The sequence below is a fragment of the Amycolatopsis cynarae genome, from assembly GCF_026802195.1.
GTDB lineage: Bacteria > Actinomycetota > Actinomycetes > Mycobacteriales > Pseudonocardiaceae > Amycolatopsis_E > Amycolatopsis_E rhizosphaerae.
Genome location: NZ_CP113836.1, coordinates 7,172,651 through 7,196,044, shown reverse-complemented (window position 1 = coordinate 7,196,044; position 23,394 = coordinate 7,172,651). Strand labels below are relative to the sequence as shown.

Annotated in this window: 22 protein-coding genes; 5 read left to right on the top strand and 17 right to left on the bottom strand. The window is 69.3% G+C overall.

Annotated features, from left to right (window positions below):
• Window positions 1-28 precede the first annotated feature (28 nt).
• The 6 genes from ORV05_RS34985 to ORV05_RS34960 form a co-directional block, all read right to left on the bottom strand.
• Window positions 29-1,210 (bottom strand): 4-hydroxybenzoate 3-monooxygenase, encoded by a 1,182-nt coding sequence (locus tag ORV05_RS34985; protein ID WP_268756145.1) that lies wholly within the window; start codon window positions 1,208-1,210, stop codon window positions 29-31.
• 101 nt (window positions 1,211-1,311) lie between these two features.
• Entirely contained in the window at window positions 1,312-2,091 is a 780-nt protein-coding gene (locus ORV05_RS34980) for an IclR family transcriptional regulator (protein WP_268756144.1), read from the bottom strand.
• Between the two features lie 55 nt (window positions 2,092-2,146).
• On the bottom strand, window positions 2,147-3,268 hold the full coding sequence (locus ORV05_RS34975) for a 5-methyltetrahydropteroyltriglutamate--homocysteine S-methyltransferase (protein ID WP_268756143.1): 1,122 nt from the start codon (window positions 3,266-3,268) through the stop codon (window positions 2,147-2,149).
• Window positions 3,269-3,340: 72 nt separating this feature from the next.
• On the bottom strand, window positions 3,341-3,901 hold the full coding sequence (locus ORV05_RS34970) for a helix-turn-helix domain-containing protein (RefSeq protein WP_268756142.1): 561 nt from the start codon (window positions 3,899-3,901) through the stop codon (window positions 3,341-3,343).
• A gap of 18 nt (window positions 3,902-3,919) precedes the next feature.
• Window positions 3,920-4,534 carry an urea carboxylase-associated family protein gene (locus tag ORV05_RS34965; protein ID WP_268756141.1) on the bottom strand — a complete coding sequence of 205 codons (615 nt, stop codon included), beginning with the start codon at window positions 4,532-4,534 and terminating at the stop codon, window positions 3,920-3,922.
• Window positions 4,531-5,643 (bottom strand): NADH:flavin oxidoreductase, encoded by a 1,113-nt coding sequence (locus tag ORV05_RS34960; RefSeq protein WP_268756140.1) that lies wholly within the window; start codon window positions 5,641-5,643, stop codon window positions 4,531-4,533. Before ORV05_RS34960 ends, ORV05_RS34965 begins: the two co-directional genes overlap by 4 nt.
• 104 nt (window positions 5,644-5,747) lie before the next feature.
• Here ORV05_RS34960 and ORV05_RS34955 point away from each other — a divergent pair, with 104 nt between their 5' ends.
• Genes ORV05_RS34955 through ORV05_RS34945 form a run of 3 tightly spaced genes read left to right on the top strand, consistent with a single transcriptional unit; the run spans window position 5,748 to window position 9,027 of the window.
• Window positions 5,748-7,163: a purine-cytosine permease family protein gene (locus tag ORV05_RS34955; protein WP_268756139.1), complete on the top strand. Its 1,416-nt coding sequence runs from the start codon at window positions 5,748-5,750 to the stop codon at window positions 7,161-7,163.
• Window positions 7,160-8,029: a polysaccharide deacetylase family protein gene (locus tag ORV05_RS34950; RefSeq protein ID WP_268756138.1), complete on the top strand. Its 870-nt coding sequence runs from the start codon at window positions 7,160-7,162 to the stop codon at window positions 8,027-8,029. The genes ORV05_RS34955 and ORV05_RS34950 overlap by 4 nt, the downstream gene beginning before the upstream one ends.
• Entirely contained in the window at window positions 8,026-9,027 is a 1,002-nt protein-coding gene (locus tag ORV05_RS34945; protein ID WP_268756137.1) for an asparaginase, read from the top strand. Before ORV05_RS34950 ends, ORV05_RS34945 begins: the two co-directional genes overlap by 4 nt.
• On the opposite strand, the gene ORV05_RS34940 is transcribed toward ORV05_RS34945, so the two are convergent.
• Complete coding sequence (locus ORV05_RS34940) at window positions 9,002-10,936, bottom strand: APC family permease (RefSeq protein ID WP_268756136.1); 1,935 nt, start codon at window positions 10,934-10,936, stop codon at window positions 9,002-9,004. The genes ORV05_RS34945 and ORV05_RS34940 overlap by 26 nt on opposite strands.
• 110 nt (window positions 10,937-11,046) lie before the next feature.
• Entirely contained in the window at window positions 11,047-12,207 is a 1,161-nt protein-coding gene (locus ORV05_RS34935) for a beta-ketoacyl synthase N-terminal-like domain-containing protein (protein ID WP_268756135.1), read from the bottom strand.
• A 192-nt stretch (window positions 12,208-12,399) separates the two neighbouring features.
• Between ORV05_RS34935 and ORV05_RS34930 the strand changes: the two genes are divergently transcribed.
• Window positions 12,400-15,132: a sensor domain-containing protein gene (locus tag ORV05_RS34930; RefSeq protein ID WP_268760035.1), complete on the top strand. Its 2,733-nt coding sequence runs from the start codon at window positions 12,400-12,402 to the stop codon at window positions 15,130-15,132.
• An 85-nt stretch (window positions 15,133-15,217) separates the two neighbouring features.
• On the opposite strand, the gene ORV05_RS34925 is transcribed toward ORV05_RS34930, so the two are convergent.
• Both ORV05_RS34925 and ORV05_RS34920 read right to left on the bottom strand, forming a co-directional pair.
• Window positions 15,218-15,670: a MarR family winged helix-turn-helix transcriptional regulator gene (locus ORV05_RS34925; RefSeq protein WP_268756134.1), complete on the bottom strand. Its 453-nt coding sequence runs from the start codon at window positions 15,668-15,670 to the stop codon at window positions 15,218-15,220.
• Window positions 15,671-15,676: 6 nt separating this feature from the next.
• The gene (locus tag ORV05_RS34920) at window positions 15,677-16,648 is read right to left on the bottom strand and encodes a zinc-binding dehydrogenase (protein ID WP_268756133.1); all 972 of its coding nucleotides are present in this window, start codon (window positions 16,646-16,648) and stop codon (window positions 15,677-15,679) included.
• Between the two features lie 403 nt (window positions 16,649-17,051).
• Here ORV05_RS34920 and ORV05_RS34915 point away from each other — a divergent pair, with 403 nt between their 5' ends.
• Complete coding sequence (locus tag ORV05_RS34915) at window positions 17,052-18,257, top strand: acyl-CoA dehydrogenase family protein (protein WP_268756132.1); 1,206 nt, start codon at window positions 17,052-17,054, stop codon at window positions 18,255-18,257.
• On the opposite strand, the gene ORV05_RS34910 is transcribed toward ORV05_RS34915, so the two are convergent.
• The 7 genes from ORV05_RS34910 to ORV05_RS34880 form a co-directional block, all read right to left on the bottom strand.
• Window positions 18,178-18,780, bottom strand: coding sequence for a GAF domain-containing protein (locus ORV05_RS34910; RefSeq protein ID WP_268756131.1), 603 nt, complete (start codon window positions 18,778-18,780; stop codon window positions 18,178-18,180). The two genes, ORV05_RS34915 and ORV05_RS34910, sit on opposite strands and share 80 nt — an antisense overlap.
• A 2-nt stretch (window positions 18,781-18,782) precedes the next feature.
• Entirely contained in the window at window positions 18,783-19,397 is a 615-nt protein-coding gene (locus ORV05_RS34905) for a GTP-binding protein (RefSeq protein WP_268756130.1), read from the bottom strand.
• A complete protein-coding gene (locus ORV05_RS34900; protein ID WP_268760034.1) occupies window positions 19,378-19,746 on the bottom strand; it encodes a DUF742 domain-containing protein in 369 nt (122 codons plus the stop codon). The genes ORV05_RS34905 and ORV05_RS34900 overlap by 20 nt, the downstream gene beginning before the upstream one ends.
• Before the next feature lie 2 nt (window positions 19,747-19,748).
• Window positions 19,749-20,159: a roadblock/LC7 domain-containing protein gene (locus ORV05_RS34895; RefSeq protein WP_268756129.1), complete on the bottom strand. Its 411-nt coding sequence runs from the start codon at window positions 20,157-20,159 to the stop codon at window positions 19,749-19,751.
• Window positions 20,149-21,903 carry a sensor histidine kinase gene (locus ORV05_RS34890; protein ID WP_268756128.1) on the bottom strand — a complete coding sequence of 585 codons (1,755 nt, stop codon included), beginning with the start codon at window positions 21,901-21,903 and terminating at the stop codon, window positions 20,149-20,151. The genes ORV05_RS34895 and ORV05_RS34890 overlap by 11 nt, the downstream gene beginning before the upstream one ends.
• 318 nt (window positions 21,904-22,221) lie before the next feature.
• On the bottom strand, window positions 22,222-22,734 hold the full coding sequence (locus tag ORV05_RS34885; protein WP_268756127.1) for an endonuclease V: 513 nt from the start codon (window positions 22,732-22,734) through the stop codon (window positions 22,222-22,224).
• A gap of 66 nt (window positions 22,735-22,800) precedes the next feature.
• Window positions 22,801-23,328 (bottom strand): dihydrofolate reductase family protein, encoded by a 528-nt coding sequence (locus ORV05_RS34880; RefSeq protein ID WP_268756126.1) that lies wholly within the window; start codon window positions 23,326-23,328, stop codon window positions 22,801-22,803.
• Between the last annotated feature and the right edge of the window lie 66 nt (window positions 23,329-23,394).

Below are 23,394 nucleotides of genomic sequence, written 5' to 3'. Positions count from 1 at the left end.
CAATCGTCAACTCGAGGTTGACGATCAGTCAGGCGAAGGGCAGGCCGACGTAGTTCTCGGCGAGGCTGGTGGCCGCCGCCCGCGAGGACGCGGTATAGCGCAGTTGCGACAGCTGCAGCCGGCGGCCGAAGTCGTCCGCGGCCGGATCCACGTGCAGCATCGAGGTCATGTACCAGGAGAAGTGCTCGGCTCGCCACACCCGCTTCAGGCAGATGTCCGAATAGGACTCAGCGAGCTCGGTTCGGTTGTGCCGCAACAACTCCACGAGCGCCCGAGACAGCACGGTGACGTCGGCGACGGCCAGGTTCATCCCCTTGGCGCCGGTCGGCGGCACGATGTGGGCGGCGTCCCCGGCGAGGAACAACCGCCCGTACCGCATCGGCTCCGTGACGAAACTGCGCATCGGCGTGATGCCCTTGTCCAGTATCGGGCCTTCCCGCAGCGAGAAACGTTCGTCGCCGGTTTCCAGGCGCAGCGCGAGCTCCGACCAGATCTCCTCGTCCGGCCAGGCATCGATCTTCTCGTCGTGCGGCACCTGCAGGTACAGCCGCGTGATCTCGGGCGACCGCATGCTGTGCAGGGCGAATCCGCGCTCGTGGTAGGTGTAGATCAACTCCTCGTGGGAGGGCGCGGTGCGGGCGAGCACGCCCAGCCAGGCGAACGGGTACTCCCGTTCGAAGGTCCTGATCGCCCCGGCGGGGATGGACGGCCGGCTGATCCCGTGGAAGCCGTCACAGCCGGCGATGACGTCGCACACCAGTTCGCGCCGGTTCCCGGCCGAGTCCCGGTAGGTGACGCGCGGATTCTCGGTGTCCAGATCGTGCAGGGCCACGTCCGACACCTCGAATTCGACCGGATACCCCTTCACCTCGTGTGCCGCGATCAGGTCCTTGACGATCTCCTGCTGGCCGTACACGGTGATCGCCTTGCCGGTCAGCTCGGTCAGCGCGATGCGGTGGTCCTCGCCGTCGAAGCGCAGGGAGAACCCGTGATGCGGCAGGCCCTCCGCGTCCAACCGGGTCCCGACCCCGATCTCCCGCAACAGCTCCACGGTGGGGTGTTCGCACACCCCGGCACGCACTCGCCGTTCGACGTATTCACGGCTGCGCGCCTCGATCACGACCGCGTCGATGCCCTCGGCGTGCAACAGGTACGACAGCAGCAGTCCCGCCGGTCCCGCACCGATGATTCCGGCCTGCGTCCGTGCCACGCGCGTCCTCCCAACCTCGTTGTCCGGCTTTCAGCATCACGGGCACGCCCACCGGATCGCCATGCTTCCTTCCACTGGACGGAAGGACGGCTTCGATGGCTTCAGTGCGTGGACTGCCGCGAGGCACGCGGTGCGCCGAGGGCACGGGAGATGCCGCGGGCGGCCGCACGGACCGCGGGCACCAGCGTGCGGGGTTCCGCGCCCTCCACCGGGACGACGATCGAGATCGCCGCGACGACGCTGTCCCCCGGGCCGTACACGGGCGCCGCCACCGACAGCGACACCAGTTCGACCTGCCGGTCGCTGATCACGAAACCGTCCCGGCGGATCGCGGCCAGCACGCGCCGCAGTTCTTCGGGCGAAGTGATCGTCCTGGGCGTGTACCGCCGCAGCGGCCGCGACAGCACCTTCTCCTGCACCTCGACCGGCGCGTGAGCCAGGAGGACCAGGCCGACCCCGGTGGCATGCGCCGCGAGCCGCCCGCCGGCACGGGACACCACACTCACCGACTGGCGCCCCGAGATCCGCTCGACATACACGACGTCGGGCGCGTCGAGCACGGCGAGCTGCACGTTTTCGTGCGTGGCCTCGTATAGGTCCTCCAGGTACGGCATCGCGCTCTCCCGCAGGCCCATGCCCTGGGGCGACAGCGACGCCACTTCCCACAGCCACAGCCCGATCCGGTACTGGCCGTCCTCCTGCCGTTCCAGCGCGCCGCGGCGGGCGAGTTCGCCGACGATGCGGTGGGTGGTGGACAGCGGGAGGCCCGCTCGGCGGCTCAGCTCGGACAGGTTCAGTGCCGGGCGCTCCGGGGTGAACGCGCCGAGGACGTCGAGAACCCGGTCGACGACCGAAGGCGCCTTCGCCGAGGTGTGCCGCACCAGCCCAGGTTAAATGGTTGCCGGAGGCTTGCGTTGCGGTGCCGGTAGCGGGTGGTCAGCCCCAGACCAGTGCGGCGGTCTCCACGATCCGTTCCAGCTTCGCACGCTGCTCGTCCTCGGTGAGCTCGTTGCCCTCTTCCGTGGAGGAGAAACCGCACTGGGGCGACAGGCACAGCTGGTCGGGATCGACGTACCGGGCCGCCGCGTCGATGCGCCGCCGCAGCGAGTCCACGCTCTCCAGTTCGCCCCGCTTGGTGGTGACCAGTCCGAGCACCACGAATTTGCCCTCGGGGACGAACCGCAGCGGTTCGAACCCGCCCGAGCGCTCGTCGTCGAACTCGAGGAAGTAGCCGTCCACGTCGAGCTCGTTGAACAGTGCGTCGGCGACGAAGTCGTACCCGCCGCTGGCGACCCAGGACGACCGGTAGTTCCCGCGGCAGAGGTGGGTCGTCACGGTCAGTCCCGGCGGCCGCCCGGCGAGGGCGGCGTTCATGGTGCTGATGTTGCGCAGGTGCTGCCGGCCCGGATCGCCACCCATCTTCGCCACCAGCTCGCGCTGCGCGGGATCGTTGAGGTACGCGAGGCTGGTGTCGTCGAGTTGCAGGTAGGTGCACCCGAGCCGGGCCAGTCCGGCGATCTCCTTGGCGTAGGCGGCGGCGAGATCGGCGTAGAACTGTTCGAGGTCCGGGTACACCGACTCGTCGATCGCGGCCCGGCCTCCCCGGTAGTAGACCATGCTCGGCGAGGGGATCGTCTGCTTCGGCGTGATCCGAGCGTCCACAACGGACTTCAGGAACTCGAAATGGGTGCCGAAGACGACGCCGTCGAGCCCGATCCGGTCGACCACTCTCAGCCCCGACGGGGAGAATTCGATGTCCCCGGCGGGATTGTGGAACTGCACGTGCAGCTTTTCGTCGCTCTTCGTGATGCCGCGCAGTTGGTAGATGAAATCCATATGCCACGAGGAGCGGCGGAACTCCCCGTCGGTGGCCGACCGCAGACCGGCCGCGCGCTGCATCTCGACGGCGCCGCGGATCGCCTCGTCCTCGGCCGCCCCCAGTTCGTCCGCACCGATCTCCCCCCTCGCGAACCGTTCGCGGGCACGGTGAAGGGCCGCGGGGCGCAGCAGACTGCCTACGTGGTCGGCACGGAACGGCGGGCTCATGCGCGGGGTCATGGCACGATCCTCGCGAGGCGGTCCCGCTCACGCAAGTCCCGGTGGTGCCGCCGCGCGCAAGACCCACTCCGATCAGTACGTCGCCGGGGTGATGATCCAGAGTGCCCTGGTCGGCACGCTGCCCACGTTGGACCAGCGGTGCGGGGTGCGGCAGGTGAACGTGATCGTGTCACCGGCGTCGAGCACGTACTCCTGTTCGGCCAGCCAGATGGTGAGCGACCCGGCCAGCACCAGCACGCATTCCTGGTCGCCGGGGTGGGTGTAGGGGCTGTCCCCGCTGCCCCGCCCCGGCGCGACAACGGTCTCCAGCACCTCGAGGCGGTCGGCCGAGGCCGGGGTGAGCCGGTAGTCCTCCACTCCGTGGCTGCGCACCAGTTGCCGGTCGGCTCGGCGCACCACCGGACTGTCCCCGGCCGTGTCCTGGCCGAACAGGGCGCCGACCGATTCGCCCATCGCCTGCATCACCCGGCTCAGGCTGGCCACGGTCGGGCTGATCTTGCCCGTCTCCAGCCTGCTGATGTACGCGGGCGCCACCCCGGCGCGCTCCGCGAGGTCCCGGGCGGAAATACCTTTGGCCATGCGGATGGTGCGCAGGCGCGGCCCGATCAGGTCAGGATCCGCAGGCGTGGTCACGATGTCTCCCAAAGCAGGTCAGGCGGGGTTTCGCAGCAGGATATCGACGTCGGCCGGGTTGAGGCGGCTGCCGTTGATCGGGACCAGGTCCTGAGGGCAGGCCGACAGCACCAAATACAGTTCCACCAACGCCACCAGCTCAACCAGGTCACCGGGCCGGGCCACGGAGGGCTGGTAACTGAGCCCGCCGTCCGAGTCGACCGGGATGTTCATGAACAGGTTCAGCGGTGCGGGCGCCTCGCCGGGCAGGCCGAACGGCTCGACCGCTGCGGCGAAGTTGTCCCGGCAGTTGCGGTGGAACCCCTGGTGGCCGAGCAGCCGGTAGCGCTCGCGATCGCAGGCCGGAATGAGCGTGTCGTGCACGCCGGGACTGGTATCCCGGTCCAGCCGCAGCATCGGACGGCGCCGATTGCTGTACAGGGTGTCCCCGGCCGATGGCGACAACCGGTTGAGCACCCCCCTGGTGTGCGTCATGGACAGGTGCTCGGCCGGATCGGCCGCGGCCACCGCCCAGGTGTCGACCACCTGGGCGCCGTGCCGGTTCACGATCACCGCGGTCGCACCGGCGGGCAGGTGGTAGGCGGCACCGGTGCCTGCGGCCAGTACGTGCGACCGTGCGGGCGCGGTGGTCATGACCGGGCCGCCATGGCCGCGCGCACGCTGTCCAGGTCGGCGGACGGGTTCAGCACGTGGTGGTCGAACTCCTCGATCGGCCGGCCGTCCCGCAGCCGGTGCGGCCAGTCCGGGTTGGCCAGCGCGCCACCGCCCAGCGACACCAGGTCCGCCTGGCCGGTGCGCAACAGCTCCTCGGCCAGTTCGGGCCGGTGCATGCCGCCATTGGCGATCACCGGCAGCCCGGTCACCGCCCGCGCCAGCGCGGTAACGCTGGTTTCCGCGTCCAGCATGGCGGTCTCGTGCCAGTTCCGGCCCTCGCTGGCGATGTGGATGAAGTCCGCACCGGCCTCGGCGACCGCGGCGAAGTACACCGCCGCCTCCGCCCTGCCCGACCACCGGTACCGCATGTCGTTGACCTTCGTCTGGGACAACCGCACTCCGACCACGAACTCGGCGGGCAGTGCGGACCGGATCGCGGCCAGCACCCGTCCGGTCAGCCGGATCCGGCCGGCGCTGTCGCCGCCGTACTCGTCGGTGCGGGTGTTGGTGTAGCGGGTGATGAACTGGTCGAGCAGGTAACCGTTGGCCGCGTGGATCTCCACCCCGTCGAATCCCGCCCGGTGTGCGCGCTTGGCGGCGTCGACGAACCCGTTGACCGCGCTGTCGATCTGCGCCGCCGTCATGGCGCTGGGCAGCGGAAACGGGCCATCGCCGCCGTAGGCGGACAGCTTCCGGCCCAGCGGCTGGATCGCCGATGGAGCAAGGGTTTCGGTGAGGTACTGGGACAGCGCACCGGCATGCATCAGCTGCGCGATCACGACCGCCCCGTGCGCATGCACCGCTTCCGTGACCAGCTGCCAGCCCTGCTGCTGGCCGTCGTCGACCAGCCCGGGCTGGCGCTGGTACGCCTGCCCGAAGGCGGCGTCCGGATAGGTGCCTTCGGTGAGCACCAGGCCGAAGCCACCGGCCGCGAACGAGGCGTAGTAGTCCGCCATCTGGCGGGTCGGCACCCCGCCGGGCCCGGCGCTGACCCGGGACATCGGCGCCACCACGGCACGGTTGGCCAGTTCGTGCGGGCCGAGTTCGGCCGACCCCAGCACGAGGCGGCTGGTGACACTGACAGTCATGGCACTCCTCCGACGAAGCGATCGAATTGATTAATAGAGCACGCGAGCTTGACTGATATTACAACGTACCGCATGCTGTGTCGACCTCAGCTCCGGGAGTCCACATGACACAACTCGACCACCGCCGCGACGAACGCGACGAGCAGCCGACGGACAACTCCATCGAACACACGCTCACGCCGATCCCCGACCACCTGCGCACATCCAGCGCCGCACATCAGTTCTGGATCTGGATGGGAGCCAACATCGCGCCGATCAACTGGGTGCTCGGCGCCCTCGGCATCAATCTCGGCCTGAGTCTGGTCCAGACCATTGGCGTGCTGGTCGCCGGAAACCTCGCCGGCATGCTGATCTTCGGGTTCTTCGTGCTGATGGGTCAGCGCACCTCGGTCAGCCAGATGGTGCTGTCCCGCAGCGCATTCGGCCGGGTCGGCGCGTTCCTGCCCGCCGCACTGCAGGGCGTGCTCGCGGTCGGCTGGTGCGCGATCAACACCTGGATCATCCTCGATCTGGTGGTCTCGCTGTGTGCGCGGCTCGGGTTGCCCAGCGGATTCGGCATGAAGATCGGGCTGGCGGCCTTGATCATGCTCATCCAGGTCAGCCTGGCCGCGGTCGGCTTCCGGGCCATCGCCCGGTTCGAGAAGTGGACCGTGCCGGTCACCCTGCTTGTGCTGACCGCGATGACCGCCGTGGCCTGGACCAGATCCGGCGTGCACTGGGGCTACCAAGGCGGCGGACTGCACGGCGCCGCACTCTGGAGCGCGCTGAGCAGCCTGATGACCGCGATCGGCATCGGCTGGGGCATCACCTGGTTCGCCTACGCCGCCGACTACTCCCGGTTCGTGCCGCGCACCGTGCCACCGCGGCGGCTGTACGCCGCCAGCGTGCTCGGCCAGTTCCTCCCCACCGTGTGGCTGGGCGTCCTGGGCGCCACCCTGGCCACCGTGTCCCAGGCCGTCGACCCGGGACAGTTGGTGGTGCAGGCGTTCGGCGGGCTCGCGGTACCGGTCATTCTGCTGGTGATCCACGGGCCGATCGCCACCAACATCCTCAACATCTACTCGTGCGGACTGTGCGCGCAGACCCTGGGCTGGCGAGTCGACCGGCGGGTGCTGAGCGTCGCGGTCGGCGTGTTCGCGCTGGCCTTCACCTGTTTTCTCATCGCGCGCAACGGGTTCGCCGAGTCCCTGGACGGCTGGCTGTCCGGCCTGGTGACCTGGGTGGCACCGTGGGCGACCATCATGCTGATCCACTTCTACGGCATCCGGCGACAGCGCGTCGACGTGGCCGCCCTGTTCGACCGGGGCCGCCTGGCGGCAGTGTCCTGGCCGGCGGTGATCGCGTTCCTGCTCGGCGCGGCGGCCACCTGGAGTTTCGAGTACGGCATCCCCCGCTGGCTGCAGGGGCCGTTCGCCACCGCGGCAGGCGGACTGGACCTGTCCTGGTTGGCCGGATCGCTGGTCGCCGGCCTGAGCTACCTTCTGCTGCACACGCTGTTTCCGGTGAGGAGCCCGCGATGAGCCGACCATCCGATGCGGTCACCCCGGCGCAACCCGTCGCCTGGCCGGGAAAGTTCCGGTCCGCCGCGGTGCTCACGTTCGATCTGGACGCGGAGGCCGCCGTGCTGTCCATGGATCCGGCGAGCGCGGGACGAATGTCGGTGATGAGCCACCAGGCGTACGGCCCGCTGGTCGGGGTGCCCCGGCTGCTGCGCATCCTGGCCGCACGGTCCGTGCGAGCCACGTTCTTCGTGCCGGGTTACACGGCGGAACGCTATCCGTCCGTGGTACACGCCATCGCCGACGCCGGGCACGAGATCGCTCATCACGGCTACCGGCACGAGTCCATGCTCGGCCGGTCGGCGGAAGAGGAGGCGGCGATCATCGACCGGGGGCTGGCGGCGTTCGACCGGATCGGGCTGGCCCGGCCTGCCGGCTACCGGGCCCCGCTGTGGGAGCTGAACTACCACACGCCCGGGCTGCTGGCCGAGCGCGGATTCCGTTACGACAGCAGCCTGATGGACGCGGACGTGCCCTATCCGCTCACTCCCGGCCTGGTGGAGGTCCCGGTGCACTGGGGGCTGGACGACTGGGAGCAGTACGCCTACCTGCCCGGCATCACCGGCAGCGGGGTCATCGAGAGCCCGGGCAAGGTGCGGGAAATGTGGACCGACGAGTTCACGGCCATGCACGAGGAAGGCGGGTGTTTCGTGCTCACCTGCCATCCGTTCCTGAGCGGCCGTCCGAGTCGGGCGCGGGCGCTGGCGGGCCTGATCGACACCATGACGGCGACCGAGGGGGTCTGGCTGACCACCATGGCGGAGATCGCCGACCACGTGGCAGGACTCCGCCTCGCGCCGCGCCGGATCGAGGTGCCGGAACCGTGATCGTGGTGCTCAGTACCGGCGGCACCATCGCGTCTCGGCCGGACGGCGACGCGGCCCCGGTGGCCACACTCCGTGGCGCGGCACTGCTCGGCACGTTGCCGCGGCCGCCCCAGGTTCCGGTCGTAGTGCGAGATTTGTTGTGCCGCAACAGCTTTCTGCTGAACCTGGTGGACATGCACGGGATCGTGCGCGCGGTGCGGGACAGTCTTTCGGATCCGGCCGTGCGCGGGGTGGTGGTCACCCATGGCACGGACACCATGGAGGAGACCGCGTTCCTCGCCGAGTTGTGCCACCGCGATGCCCGACCGGTGGTGTTCACCGGGGCACAGCGGACCATGGACGAGCCTGCCCCGGATGGTCCGGCGAACCTGGCGAACGCGATCAGCGTGGCGGCCGACGGCCGGGCCCGGGGCCGGGGCGCGCTGATCGTGTTCCACGGCACCGTCCACCCGGCGGCGGGCACCCGGAAGGTGGACACCGTTGCCCTGGATGCGTTCTTCTCGCCCGACCGGTTCGGGATGGATGCGGTGACGTGGCCGGATCCGGTGGGCAGGTGGACGGGCGTGGTCGACCTGGACCGGGCCGATCTGGGTTCGGTCAGGGTGGACATCGTGCCGTACTACCCGGGCTCGGACCTGACCGCGCTGCGGGCGGTGGTCGCGGCCGGGGCGAGTGGCGTGGTGCTGGACGCCGTCGGTGCCGGCAATGCCAGTGCCGAGGTGTGTGCCGAGGTCGCCCGGTTGACCGCGGCCGGTGTGGTGGTCGCGTTGACCAGTCGGGTGCCCCGCGGCCCGATCACCGCCCGGTACGGCGGGGGCGGCGGCGCGGACCTGGTCGCGGCGGGCGCGATCCCGACCGGTCTGCTGCGTGCGGCGCAGGTGCGGGTACTGCTGGCCGCGTTGCTGGCCGTCGGCCGGGGGCCGAAGTGGGTGGCAGCGCACCTGCGCGACCTGACGGCCGGCACTGCCGCGACTACCCGACGTGGACCAATGGTCTGAGTGCGGGTTCCGGCTCGGCCCGGCGCAGTACCTCGCGGGTCACCGGCGGTACGTCCCCGTCGCCGGAGAACAGGTACCGCAGCAGGAACTTGAACGGGTTCCCCTCGGTCCAGGCGAAGTAGACGTGCGGCCGGATGCCGGTCTCGTCGCGGATCTGCAGCAGGATCGCCGCGATGGCGTTGGCGATCGACGGGCTCTTCACGCGCAGGATGCGGTAGCCGTGCCGTTTTTCGCCGTGCACGTGGAGCGTCGATTGGAAGTCCGAGGCGTCGGTGATGGTGACCTCGACGAAAACCGGTGCCGAATCCTGGGGCAGGTGGCTGTTCTCCCTGGCCTCCTGCTCCTTTTCCCGGTATTCCGCCTCGGTCCTGCCGTGCGGTTCGTTCGCGATGAGCCGGATCTGCCCGCTGCGGACGGACTTGTCCAGAATGCGGCGCGCGGCGGTGTCGAATTCGACCCGCTCGACCCGCAGTTCCAGCGAGCGGGTGGCGCGCGAGACGAGTGAGGTGCCGATGATCGCCGCGATGAAGAACGCGGCGATCTTCACGCCGTCCGGCCGCTCCACGATGTTGGCGACCGTGGTGTAGGCGAACACGACCGTGATGAGCGAGTACGCGACCGCGGCGATCCGCTGCCGCCGTTTCACCGCGGACAACGTCACCGCCAGGGCCGCCGAGGAGATCAGCACCAGTACGCCGGTCGCGTAGGCCCCGCCCTGCGCGTCGACACTCGCGTCGAAGATCCAGGTGATGACGAAGGCGATCACCGAGATCACGATCACCAGCGGCCGGGTGGCTCCCGCCCAGTTCGGCGCCATGCCGTAGCGGGGCAGGTACCGCGGCACCAGGTTGAGCAGTCCCGCCATGGCCGAAGCACCGGCGAACCACAGGATCGCGATCGTGCTGAGGTCGTAGACCGTGCCGAAGGCGCCGCCGAGGTAGGCGTGCGCGAGATAGGCCAGCGCCCGCCCGCTCGCCTGCCCGCCCGGCTGGAACTCCTCCTGCGGGATGAGCACGGTGGTGGCGAAGCTGCTGGTGATGAGGAAGACGCTCATGATCAGCGCGGCGATGGTGAGCAGGCGCCGGGTGTTGCGGACGCGGCCGTCCGCGGCGGCATCACCGTCGCCGCCCCGCACCAGCGGCATGACCGAAACACCCGTTTCGAAGCCGGACAGGCCGAGGGCCAGCTTCGGGAACACGAGCAGCGAGACGCCGACCATCGCCCAGATGCTGCCGTGCTGCCGCACCAGCAGGTTCTGCCAGTCCACGACCAGGTGCGCGCTGTGGGCCACGTGCACCAGCGCGGTGGCCACCACCACGAGGTTCAGCGCGAGGTAGACGCCGACCAGCGCGACCGCCATCCCGATCGCCTCGGCGAACCCCTTGAGGAACACCGCACCCAGCAACGCGATCAGCACCAGCGTGATGAGCATGTTCTCGCCGTGGAGGAAGCCCGGCAGGTACGGGTTTTCCACCGCGTGCGCGGCCGCGTCGGCCGCGGACAGGGTGATGGTGATGACGAAGTCCGTCGCGGCGAAGCCGAGCAGCGCGAGGATGAGCAGCTTGCCCTTCCACTTCGACAGCAGCTTCTCCAGCATGGCCAGCGAACCCTGGCCGTGCGGGCTCTCCGCGGCCACTCTCCGGTAGATCGGCAGGGCCCCCAGCAGCGTCAGCACGATCAGGACGACCGTGGCGAGCGGGGACAGCAGACCGGCGGCGAGTGCCGCGATGCCCGGTTGGTACCCCAATGTGGAGAAATAGTCGACGCCGGTCAGGCACATGACCTTCCACCACGGGTGGTCGTGCGCCTTGACCTGCTCACGGGCGTTCCCGCTGAGCTGCGCGGCCCGTTTGTGTTCGTCTTCGAACAACCACCTGCGGACGCGGCTCGCGTCCCCCTGTTTTCGCACAGGAGCATCATCACGGCCGGACTTGAAGCCGCTGTGTGGCGCGCCGACCCGCCGTGGAGGACCTCGTCACACCGCGGTCCGGCTGTGAGGTCCTTCACGGCAAGGCTGCCTCACGCGGGGGGTGCGAGGACGACGACCGAGTTGTGGCCGCCCATCCCGAGCGAGGACTTGACGGTCAGCCCGCCGCCGACCGGCGTGTGGCCGCTGAGCAGTTGCGGGTGCCCGGCGGCCACCGCCGGAGGCGCCGGGAGACAACCCCGGTCGTAGCCCAGCGCGGCCACCGCGAGTTCGACCGCCGAAGCGGCGCCCTGACAGTGCCCGACGAGCGGTTTGACCGAGTAGATCCCGGTTTCCGGCGGAAAGAACTCCTCGAGCATGGCCGCCTCGGCGCGGTCGCACTGCGCCGTGCCCGGACCGTGGGCGTTGAGGAACCGGACCGCCGACGCGGGCACCTTCGCGTTGGCCAGCGCGTCCTGGAAGCAGCCGCGCACCTGGTCCAGGCCGGGGTCGACGGAGGTCACGTGGTGTGCGTCGTGCGACATCGCACCGCCGAGCGTGAAGGCGTAGGGACTCGTCGCATTCCTCGACAGCACGAACGCCACCGACGCCTCCCCAGCGGGGAAGCCGCGGCTGCCCTCCTGGAACGGACGGCACACCTCCAGCGGTTCGTCGTCCACCACGGCCACCCCGAGCCGGGCGAAGTGCAGCACGTTTTCCGGGGTCGCCGACAGGTCGGTCGCGACGAACACGACGTCGTCGACGATCCCGGCGTCGAGCCAGGCCTTCGCGGTGAGCAGGCCCGCGTTGCCGGAAGCACACATCGCCGAGACGTTCATCGCCGGACCGTGGAATCCGTACTCCTGCATCAACGTCGACATCGGGGTCGAGGGCATCAGCGCGAGGTACTCGCGCGGCTTCAGATCGGTCTCCCGCGTCAGGTAGAACTCGCGCCAGAGGTCCACCTCGCCCAGGACGACCGCGTGCAGCAGGCCAACGCGCCCACCGGGAGCCCAGCCCCGCTCACCGGCGTCGGCGATGGCCTCCCGGGCCGCGGCCCGCATCGCGCGGGAAAACCTGCTCGGACCGTCGGCGGGGTCTCCGCCGTCGGGCACCCTGGCCACCCACGCCGATTCATCGCGGTGCAGCCCGTAGCCCCCGGTCAGCACGGCCGCGGGCTTGCCCGAGGCGAGTCCTTCCCAAAACGGTTCCCGGCCCCAGCCGTAGCCGGTGACGGCCCCGATTCCGCAGATGCCTATTTCTCGCGAGCCCATAACACTCGCCCCTCCTTGTCGCTCCCTCTACGATCCATCCGGAATGGAATGGACCTATAGGGCCAACGACCAGCGGGTTACCGCCTTGCGCGAGGTCCGCGGGGTAACGGCAGGAAGGGTTCTTTCGCTCTAGCGGGGTACTCCGAAAGGAGTATTGTCTGCACAGAACTCACTCGGCGGATCGGACGGATGATGGAGGCAAACGCCAACCGCTCGGATCGCCCCAGCCCGGTCTCGGTGGATCACGAGCAGGTGGTCGACCTCGCCCTGTCGGCCGAGCGGGCCGTCGTCTGGTCGCTGGACTTCGCCACGGACCGCCTGAGCTGGCGGCCGGGGCTCGACCGGCTGCTGGGCATCGAAGGAGCCGGGGAGGCCGAGGTCAGATCCCGCCTGGCCGAACTGGTCGAGCCCCTCGTCATCGCCGCACGCACCGCGTCGCTGTGGCAGGACCTCGAACTCGAACAGCCCTACGAAGCCCCCGACGGGCGGGCCCTGTGGCTGCGGTTCCGCGCCCGCAACTTCGACGGGCATCTGCTCGGCATCGCCAACAACGTCACCGACCGCCACGAGGACCGGCGCGAACTGGCCGACCTGGCCGACCGGTACCGCCTGCTGGTCGAACTCAGCCCGGACGCCATCGCGGTGCACCAGGACGGCCTGGTCACCTACGCCAACCCCGCCGCGGCCCGGTTCGCCGGTGCCGGCTCACCCGCCGAACTGCTCGGCAGGCCGGTCACCGATTTCGTGGCCGTCGAATCCGTGCCGGACATGGCCGAGCGGCTCCGGCAGCTCACCGAACCCGGCGCGACCACTTATCCCGCCGAGGCGTTCTTCGTCCGTTCCGACGGGACACGCTTCCCGATGGAGGTCGTCTCGGTCCGCACCACCTGGGCGGGCCACCCGGCCTACCAGGTGATCATGCGGGACGTGAGCGCCCAGCGAGCCGCCGAAGCGGCGCTGCGGTACCAGGCCGCCCTCGTGGAGCACGTCAGCGACGCGATCATCGCAACCGACGCCGAGGGCCAGGTGACCAGCTGGAACCCGGCGGCCGAAGACATCTACGGGCTGCCATCGGCCAAGGCGCTGGGCTGCCCGGTCTCCGAACTCGTCGGCGCCGCGCTCGATCCCGCCGCCGTGGTCGCGGGCGGCGGGGTCGGCCAGCAGACGCACCGGGCGGCCGACGGCAGCGCGCTCGTCATGCGGGTTTCGGCGGCCGAAATGAACGGCGGCTACGTGCTCGTCTGCGCCGACGAAACCGCGCGCCGCCGGGCCGAGCAGCAGTACCGGACGGTGGTCGCTTCCCTGGACGAGGGCGTGCTGGTGATCGGGCCCTCCGGGCGGCTGCTGTCGGCCAATCCCGCCGCCGAACGCATCCTCGGCCTGCCCGAAGCGGACCTGCTCCGCTCGTCACCGCGGGAGTGGCCGGTGTACGACGAGCGCGGCAACCGCCTGTCGCCCGACGAGTTCCCCTCCGCGGTGGTGCGACGCGGCGGCAAGGCACTGCAGGGCCGGGTGCTGCGCGTGCCCCGGCCCGACGGACGCGACGTGTGGCTGTCGGTGTCGTGCCGTGCGATGACGCCGGACGACTGCGACTTCAGCTCCTTCGTGATGTCCTTCGCCGACATCACGGAACGGCGGGCCATCGGGGAACGGCTCGCGCACGAGGCCACCCACGACCCCCTCACCGGACTGGCCAACCGCGCGCTGGTGCTCGACAAGCTCGGCGCCATGCTGCGCCCCCGTGAGCACGCTCCCACCGCGGTGCTGTTCATCGACCTGGACAAGTTCAAGGTCATCAACGATTCACTCGGCCACTCGGTGGGCGACCGGGTGCTCAAGATCGCCGGTGAGCGGTTGCGCCGGACCGTGCGGTCCACCGACGTGGTGGGCAGGCTCGGCGGCGACGAGTTCGTGGTCATCGCCCACGGTATCGACGGCGAGGCCGCGACGCGGGCGCTGACCGAGCACCTGCGCGACTCGCTGACCCAGCCGATCTGGGTGGACTCGAGGCGGTTGCACGTGGACGCGAGCATCGGCATCGTGCTGGCCGGTCCCGAGGACCGGCGCACCGCCGAGGAACTGCTGCGCGACGCGGACGTGGCGATGTACCAGGCCAAGACCCGGGGCCGCAGCCGCTACGAGTTCTTCGACGTGGGCCTGCGGCGGCGGATGCAGCGCAGGCTCCGGCTGGAGCAGGACCTGCGTGACGCGGTGCGCCACGGCCGGCTCTGGACCGCCTACCAGCCGGTGGTCGACCTGTCGACGGACCGGGTCGTCGCGGTGGAAGCGCTGCTGCGCTGGAACCACCCGATCCACGGCCCCGTCTCGCCGACGGAGTTCATCCCGCTCGCCGAGGAGAGCGACCTGATCAACCTGCTGGGCGCGCACATGCTCCGCGAAACCACGCGGGAACTGGGGATCCGGCGCGAGCGGGGCACCGAAGTGGACCTCAAGATCAACCTTTCCACGCGTCAGCTCGACGACCCGGCGCTGGTGACCGCCGTGGAGCACGCGCTCGCCGCCGCGGGCCTGCCGCCCTCCGCACTGTGCCTGGAAATCACCGAAAGCGCGCTGATGCGGGACTTCGTGCTCGCCAGCGAGACACTGACCGCGCTGCGGGAGCTCGGCGTGCGGCTCGCCATCGACGACTTCGGCACCGGCTACTCGTCGCTGGCCCAGTTGCAGCGCCTCACCCTGGACACGCTCAAGATCGACCGTTCGTTCGTCAACGGGCTCGGCCGGTCGCGGGACGCGGAGGCGATCGTCACCAGCATCATCGCCATGGCCCACGCGGTGGAACTGACCGTGGTGGCCGAAGGCGTGGAGAACGGCGAGCAGCTCGAACTGCTCCGCGAGCTCGGCTGCGACCAGGCCCAGGGCTACTACCTCGGCCGCCCTCTGCCCGCGCGCGAGCTGTGGGCGTGAAACGGGCGTCCTCCGAGGACAGTCGCGCAACCCCCCCGGCGCGACTGTCCTCAATAGACCTGGACGAGGTACTCCTCCGGTGGGTTCAGTCCTTTCGGCGGGCGAGAGCCTGACCGGCGGGGAAGTGCTCCGCGAGCGCGCGCAGCAGATCAAGCGCGGGGGCGAGCGGACGGTCACCGGCGAGTTTCTTCAACGTCTCGTGGAGCTTGTCCTCCACCGCCGCGACCTTGCGCGCCAGTGCCCGTCCCTCGGGAGTGAGTCGCAGCAGGACGTGACGCCGGTCGCCGGGATCGATTTCCCTGGTGACCAGCCCGGCGCCGACCAGGCGATCGACGATCCGGCTCGGATTGGTGCCCGATTCGCAGACCAGCAGTTCGCCGAGACCGGTGAGGCTCAGCGGTTCCCGTGCGGCGAGCAGGCCGAGCGCCTCGGCCTGCGCCGGGGTGAGTCCCAGCGGACGCAACCTGGCCGCGAGCAGGCGGTTGCCTTCGCGCTGCACGGCCAGGATCAGGTAGCGGAGTTCCTCGACTTGCTTCACGCGCCCTCATTCCGTGGTGAGCACGACCTTGCCGGTGATCTCCCGGTGCTGAAGTGCGCGGTGCACCTCGGCCGCCTCGGCCAGCGGGAACACCGCACCCGCTTCCGCGCGGATCGTCCCTTCGGCCGCCATGTCGAGCAACCGTCGCAGGCTGTCCCGGTACCAGGCGTGGTCGGACTTCACTTCCCTCGGCACCATACAGAGCGCGGTGCGCTTTCCCGGCAGCAAGCCCCGAAGGCCCACCCCGATCGCCCCCTTCACGGTGTCGGCCACCATGTGACCGGGACGCCCGGAGAACGCGTAGCTGACCAGTACCCCGCCGGGTGCGAGGGCACGGTATCCCTTCCGGACCATGGCGCCGCCGAGGTGGTCGAAAACCGCCCGCACGCCGCCCGGTTCCTCTTCCGCGAGTACCGTTTCGAAATCCTGAGACCGGTAGTCGATAAACCGAACACCGTTCGCTGATAACCGGTCCGGACTGGACGCCGTGCCGTACATTTTGAGTCCTTTGAGCCTGCCGAGCCGACTCAATGCCGCACCAACACCGCCGCCTGCGCCCTGAATGAACACGGCATCACCGGTTTCGACGCGGGCATGCTTCTCCAGCAAACTCAACGCCGTCAGGTAATCGAGGGGAATCGTGGCCGCGGCCACCGGATCCAGCCCGTCGGGCAGCGGCACGGGCAGCCAGGACGGCACGACCACGTGGTCGCGGTAGGCGCCCATCTTCGGCAGCGACATCGCCACCGGACGGCCGTCGTCCAGTTCGCCGACCAGTTCGTACCCCGGCGTGAAGGGGAGCCGGCGCTGGAGCAGGTAGTCGCCGGAACGGGCCATGAGATCGGTGAACCCCACCCCGATGGCGCGCACCCGCACCGCGACCTGCCCTGGCCCGGGGCGGGGCGGCTCTACCTCTGTGATCTCCAGAGCCTCCGGGCCACCGAACCGCCGCACCACCGCGGCACGAGAACGAGCCATGATCCATCCAATCTGTGTCGTGACATGTATGTCGCGACACAGATTAGCAGGCTCGCGTCCCGAATGGCCAGAGGTGACAAGGAACACGGCGCCGCAACGTCCGGTTCACGCGATCGTGATCCACACGTTTCACATCGCGGACAGTCGCGTTCGGATGCGACCGGTAGTTGTGCTCACTGCCGGTGATGAATGGTGCCAACGGACCAAACAAGACCGCACGAAGATCACCAAATAGGCGGTACCCCGGGCGCCGACCGTTCTGGGAGGCTCGGCCACTGGAATTGCACAGTGATCCGGTTCCGCCATGGGCGGCAACGGAAGCGATCTGGGAGCACAGGTGGACTTGGCACCCGATATATCCAGCTACTTCACGACCAAATCGCATGATCGCCTGCGAACCGAAGTGCGGACCTTCGCCGAGAAGGAGGTCCGGCCCCGCATTCCGGAGCTGGAAGAATCCCGCACCGTCCACCACGAACTGTCACGGCTGATCGCCGAACAGGGCTGGATCGGCGTTACGGTCGGTACCGAGTACGGCGGCATGGGACTCGGCCACCTGGCCAAGACGATCATCATCGAAGAGCTGGCCAGGGTCTGCGGCGCGATGGGTGCCATGGTCCAGGCCTCCCAGCTCGGGGTGGCCAAGATCCTGCACTTCGGTAACGAACGCCAGAAGAACCGGTGGCTGCCCGCTGTCGCGGAAGGACGCTGCCTGCCCACCATCGCGGTGACCGAACCGGAATCCGGTGGGCACGTGCTCGGCATGAACACCACCGCCGTCCGCGACGGCGAGGACTACATTCTCAACGGCCGCAAGGTCTTCGTCGGCAACAGCCACGTCGGCGACCTGCACGGCGTGGTGGTCCGCACCGGGCCCGGCTCGAAGGGACTGTCCGCCTTGCTGGTCGAATCGACCAGCCCCGGATTTTCCCTCGCCCCACAGGAAAAAACCATGGGGCTGCACGGCTTCAGCTTCGGGGAGCTCATTTTCGAGGACTGCCGGGTACCCGCGGAGAACCTGCTCGGCGCCGAAGGCGACGGGCTGGCCGTGGCCTACTCCTCCAGCGTCCTCTACGGCAGGCTCAACCTCGCCGCGGTATCACTGGGCATCCACCAGGCGATCGTCGAGGAGACGGTGAACTTCGCAGCCACCCAGCAGCGCTACGGCAAGACCCTGAGCGACCTCGACACGGTCAAGCAGAAACTCGGGCAGATGCAGTCCCAGCTGATGACCGCGCGCGTGCTCGCCTACAACGCTTCCCACATGCTGGACGAGGGCCTGTCCTGCGATGCGGAACTCATCAACGCGAAGCTGGTCAACGTCGAACTGTCGCTGGACTCCGCCCGCACGGCGATGGAGATCTACGCCGCGTGCGGGCTTTCCGCGAGCCACCAGATCGAGCGCTACGTGCGCGACGCGCACCACATCTACGCGCCCGCGGGCACCTCGGACATCCAGCGGCTGCGGTTGGCCGAGACCGCCCTTGGCAGGGCCAAGGGCCAGTGGTCTCAGCGGTTTTCCGAGCAGCTCAGGCGTAGTAGCGCTGCCCTGGGGACGGTGCTTGATCCTCTCGCTCGTGAATCAGTTGCATTAGCTCACCGGCCATAGCCTTGATGGTCTCCAGACCCTGGCGGCCCCACGGGCGCGGCTCGGTGGCGACCACGCAGACCGTGCCGAGTGCGGTGCCCGTTCGATCATCGATCAACGGGGCCCCCAGGTAGGACCTGATACCGATCTTGTCGACGACCGGGTTGCCCGCGAACCGCGGGTACTCGCACACGTCGTCCAGCACCAGTGCCTTGCGCCGCACCACCACGTGCGGGCAGAAACCGTGGTCCAGATCCATCTCACGGCCCGGATCGTTGTGCGCGGAAGCCTGGATCGCCTCGAGCGTGGCACCTGCGGCCCCGTTCGACGGGGTGTAAAGACCGGCGAAGTACTGCTCGCGGTCGCCGATGAAGTTGACCATCGCGTAGGGCGCGCCGGTGATCCTCGCCAGCCGGGCGGCGAACTCGTCGAACTGCGCGTCGGGGCGGTCACCCAGCCCGAGCGCGCGCAGCCGCGCCATCCGCTGCCCCACCTCGGGATCGTGGGGCGCGGTGAGCAGGCGGTCGTCTATTTCGAAGGTCATCGCTAGCTCCGTATCATGTGGGAGTTGTTCACGTGGTCGGCCTGCCGGCCGCGAGCCGCCTCGACGATGTGCTCGACCAGGGTGATCAGCACGTTCCGGGCCGAACGGTGATCGCGCGCATCGCAGTGCAGAAGCGGCACATGGGGTTTGAGGTCGAGCGCCGCCCTCAGGTCCCCGTCCCGGTACCGGTAGGCGTTGTCGAACTGGTTGATCGCGACGAGGAACCGGATCCCGCGCCGTTCGAAGAATTCGATCGAGGCGAAGCAGTCCTGAAGGCGCCGCGTGTCGGCGAGCACGACGGCACCGAGCGCCCCTCGGGACAATTCGTCCCACATGAACCAGAAACGCTGCTGGCCCGGCGTACCGAACAGGTACAGCACCATGTTCTGGCTGGTGAAGGTGATGCGCCCGAAGTCCATCGCGACGGTCGTGGTCACCTTCTGCTCGATGCCTTCGAGGCTGTCGGTGCCGATGCTCGCGGCGGTCAGGGTTTCCTCGGTGACCAGGGGTTCGATCTCGCTGACCGCACCGACGAAGGTGGTCTTGCCGACGCCGAAACCACCGGCTATCAGGAGTTTGAACTGGGTCGGATAGGGGTCAAAGGCGTCGGAGACCATCGAGCAGCGCTTCCAGTCGTGACGGGTCGGTGGAGTCGAAGGTCGGGAACCGGGCGGTGACGGCTCCCGATTCGATGAGATCGGACAGGAGCACCTTGGTGACCACCACCGGCTGCCGCAGGTGCGCCGCGACCTCGGCGACCGAGGTGGTGGCGGCACACAGTTGCAGCGCCTGCGCGTGCTCCAGCCCCAGTCGTTCGGGAGGCACCTTACTCTTCCCCGTCGCACGCACAAGGGACACGAGGTCCAGCGGAGTGCTGGGCTTGGTCCGCCCGTTGGTCACGGTATAGGGGCGGACGCCGAAGTCACCGTCCAATTCGGACTCTGGATGGCCGTCGGGACCGGTCATGCTCATCGGTACCCGTTGGTCGGTTCAGCCAGGGCCTGGCGGGCCGGGGTGGCCAGGTACGCGGGCACCTGCGTGCACAACTTGCCCATTTCGTAGCTCAGTATTCCCGCGTCGACCTCACGATCGGCCAGTACCGCGAGCACGGTGCCCTCGCTCGCGGCCGTGACGAAGAGGATCACGTCCCCGAGTTCGGAGACGACCTGACGGACCCCTTCCCCGCCACCGAACCTGGTGCCCACCTGTTGCGCCAGCGAGCAGAGCCCGCTGGACAACGCCGCGAGCGTGTCGGCGCCGTCGGTGTCCAAACCATGCCAGAACTTCGCGATGCCGTCCGACGAGAGCAGGAGCGCGCTGCGCGTGTGGGGGACTGCCTCGGCCAGCCGGCTCAGCAACCAGGTCAGATCATCGGCCATGGGGAACGGACTCTCCTTGGGTAGTGCCCTGCTGCGGTTGAGAAGACTGCGCGGCCTTGTTCTGCTGTTCCTCGCGACCGCGATCGAAACCTCGCTGAACAGCGGCCATCAGATTCGTGTTGTGCCCCGGGATGGGCCGGGTCGGCGCCACCGGCTCGTACAGCTCCGGCCGGAGGTGGGACTGCCCTCGACGCTGCGGCAGCGGCGGCGGGTTGTCCTGATCCAGCTGCCCGAAGCTGGTCGCGTCCTCGATCTGTCCGGAGGACTGGGCGAAACCGCTGCCCGCTTCACGCTTCGGCAGCGGCGCGAACTCCTGGCTCGCCAACGGCCCCGACTGCGCCTCAGCCGGATAGTCGCGCTCGGCGGGGTATTCGGCGCGGTATTCGGCCTGGTATTCAGAGGGGTATTCGCTGGGGTATTCGCTGGGGTATTCCGTGGGGTATTCGGGCACGGCAGGTACCTGTCGCTCGATCGGCACCGGGGAGGGGCGCGATTCGGCCGGGCGCGGCCGGCGCGTGGGCAACGGCTGCGAGGCGGCGGGCACCGGGCTGAGCTGACCGGGGGTGAGCGTGGTGTCCAAGGCCGGGGCCGTGGTCTGCGCGACCGCGGGCGCGGGCGCGGACCGCTCCTTCTCCTTGACCGGCTCGGCGAGCAGGTGGTGCGGAAGCACGACGAAGGCGTCGATACCGCCGAAGATGTTGGTCTGCAGGCGGACGCGCGCGCCGTGCCGCTGTGCCAGTTCCCTGACCACCGCCATGCCGATGCGGCCGTCCTCCAGCAGTTCCTCGATGTCGATGTGGGTGGTGCCGTCCAGCAGGCGGTTGATCCGCTGCAGGTCCTCGGTGGTCATGCCGAGGCCGCGGTCCTGCACCTCGACGGCCAGGCCCGCGGTCACCTTCTGCGCCCGCACCACGACCTTGCCCGCGTCCGGCGCGGTGAACGTGGTCGCGTTCTCGAGCAGTTCGGCGAGCAGGTGGATGATCTCGGCGACGGCATGCCCGTGCAGGTGGACATCTTCGATCGCGACGATGCTGATCTGCTTGTAGTGCTCGATTTCCGCGACCGCGGAGCGCAGCACCGCGTAGGCGCTGACCGGGGAGTTCGACCGGCGCTGCGGCGCCTCGCCGCCCAGTACGGCCAGGTTTTCCGCCTGACGACGGACGCGGGTGGCGAGGTGGTCGATCTCGTAGAGACCGCGGAGCAGTTCGGGGTCCTCGATCTCGCGCTCCAGCGTGTCGACCCTCTTGATCGCCCGGTTGATCAGGGACTGCAGGCGGCGGGCCAGCTTGCCGAACACCTCGCGGCGCTGCTCGGGGTTGTCGACGAGGGATGCGTGCTCGTTCCCGGCGGGCTCGGACCGGGCAGGCACCGTTACCGCGGGCACGGGCACGGGCGCGGGGGCGGGCACGGGTGCGGCGGCGGCCGGGGCGGCGGGCACCGGCGCGGCCGCCCATGCCGGTTCGGCCAGTTCGCGGGTGGCGGCGGCGGCCTGGACGGCGGCGATCACGATGATCAGCACACAGCCGACGACGACCGCGACGGCGGAGAACGTGGCCCACGAAGCCGCGAAGGCGATCGTCAGCACGCCCGCAACCCCCAGGACGGCCGCGGCGATCACCGAAATCAGCGCGATGCGCAGGAGCCGGGATCGCAGACGCTCGACGACGTCCTGTGCGGCGGGAGCGCCTCCCTGGGAGTGGCCCCACCGCGACGTGGGCGGTGCGGTTAACGGCGTATCGGACATAGGCCCTTCCTGTATGCGAGGACAGCAAGTAACAGATGCCGCCCGGCAAGTTGGCGCTCGTTGGCAACCTCGGCGCGCGGCGATGCTATCGCAACCCGCGGAAGCCAATCGGACGCTGTGAGCTAAGCCGGGGGAAGATACGCATTGACCAGCACGATCACCTAATCGAGTGAATTACCCAGGTAGAGCCGCACTTCTACGCTTCGTGATCATGGTCCCACACCCGTTCTCTGAGAGCGCTTTCAGGACCCTCCGAGAGACGTTCCGGCGCGACATAAAGCGGCACGGCGTCACACCGATAAAACAATCAATGCTTGGTTATTGGGAGTGTTTTCCCGTTCGCGACAACCGGTCGACCAACCGGAGCGCGTCCGGCATCCGGTGCTCTCCCGCCATGCCCCGCACCAGTTCTGCCGCCTGGACGGGCGCGATCCCGGCGGCCGTGACGTACAGCGGCCGCATCGCGCCGCCGCGGCGCACCTCGATCGCGTGCGTGGCACCATGGAAGGCGCTCTTCGCCACGCCGATCACCGGCACCGCGAACTCGGCGTGCGCGTGCGCCCCCAGCCCCGGCCTGCCCTCGGGGTCGAGTTCGACGTAGCCGTCGACGATCAGGAGATCGAGCGGCCCCGCCTCCGCCAGCACGGCGCGTACCGCGGGCAGCTCCCGCTCGTAGAAGGCACCTGGCCGGTACGGCGCCACCTCGGCCAGCGTGACCACGTGAGTGCCGACCACCTCGGCGAAGGCGGGATCGGCGGCGACCACCAGCGCCGCCGTGGCGCCCCCGGCCTCGGGGTAGTACACGTCCACTGCCCCGTACCGGCCGCCCATGCCCGCCTCCCCCGCAAACCAACAACGATAGGTGCATGATCACAGGCGGGCCGCGCCGCGGTGCGGTCAGGCCGGTGTGTAGACGTGCTTGACGCAGCCGTCCGGGAACGGGTGCGTCGACCGCAGTTCCCAACTCCGGACCGCGCTGCCGTCGATGCTCAGCCGCATGCCGCCGCCCATGAATCGCGGCACGGTGATGATCCCGAGTTCCGCCACCGCCCCGATCCCGACGAACGCGTCGAGCGTTCGCTGCCCGCCGACGAGGTGGACGTCGCCGTCGAGCCCGGCCCCCCGCATCAGTTCGAGCAACCGCTCCGGATCGGAGGCGGTGACGACGTCCTCGGGCGTACCCTCGGGCAGCGGGGTCGAGGTCAGCACGAACACCCGCAACCCCGGCCAGGGCCACTGCGGCGCCCCCAGCGCCGGGAGGAAGGTGTTCCGGCCCATCACCGCGCCCCGGCACCCGGCGAGGAACTCCGGCAGCCCGTGCGATCCGCGAGGGTCGAACGTCGGCATCGCCAGTTGAACGGGCCATCCCTCCGGCGTCGAGAGGTAACCGTCGATGCTGGCGAAGAGGTGCGTCTTGATCTCCATGGCGATCCCACCGTCCGTGTTGTCGATCAGGGTCGCCCGTACCGACTCGGGCCCGGCCCCGGAATC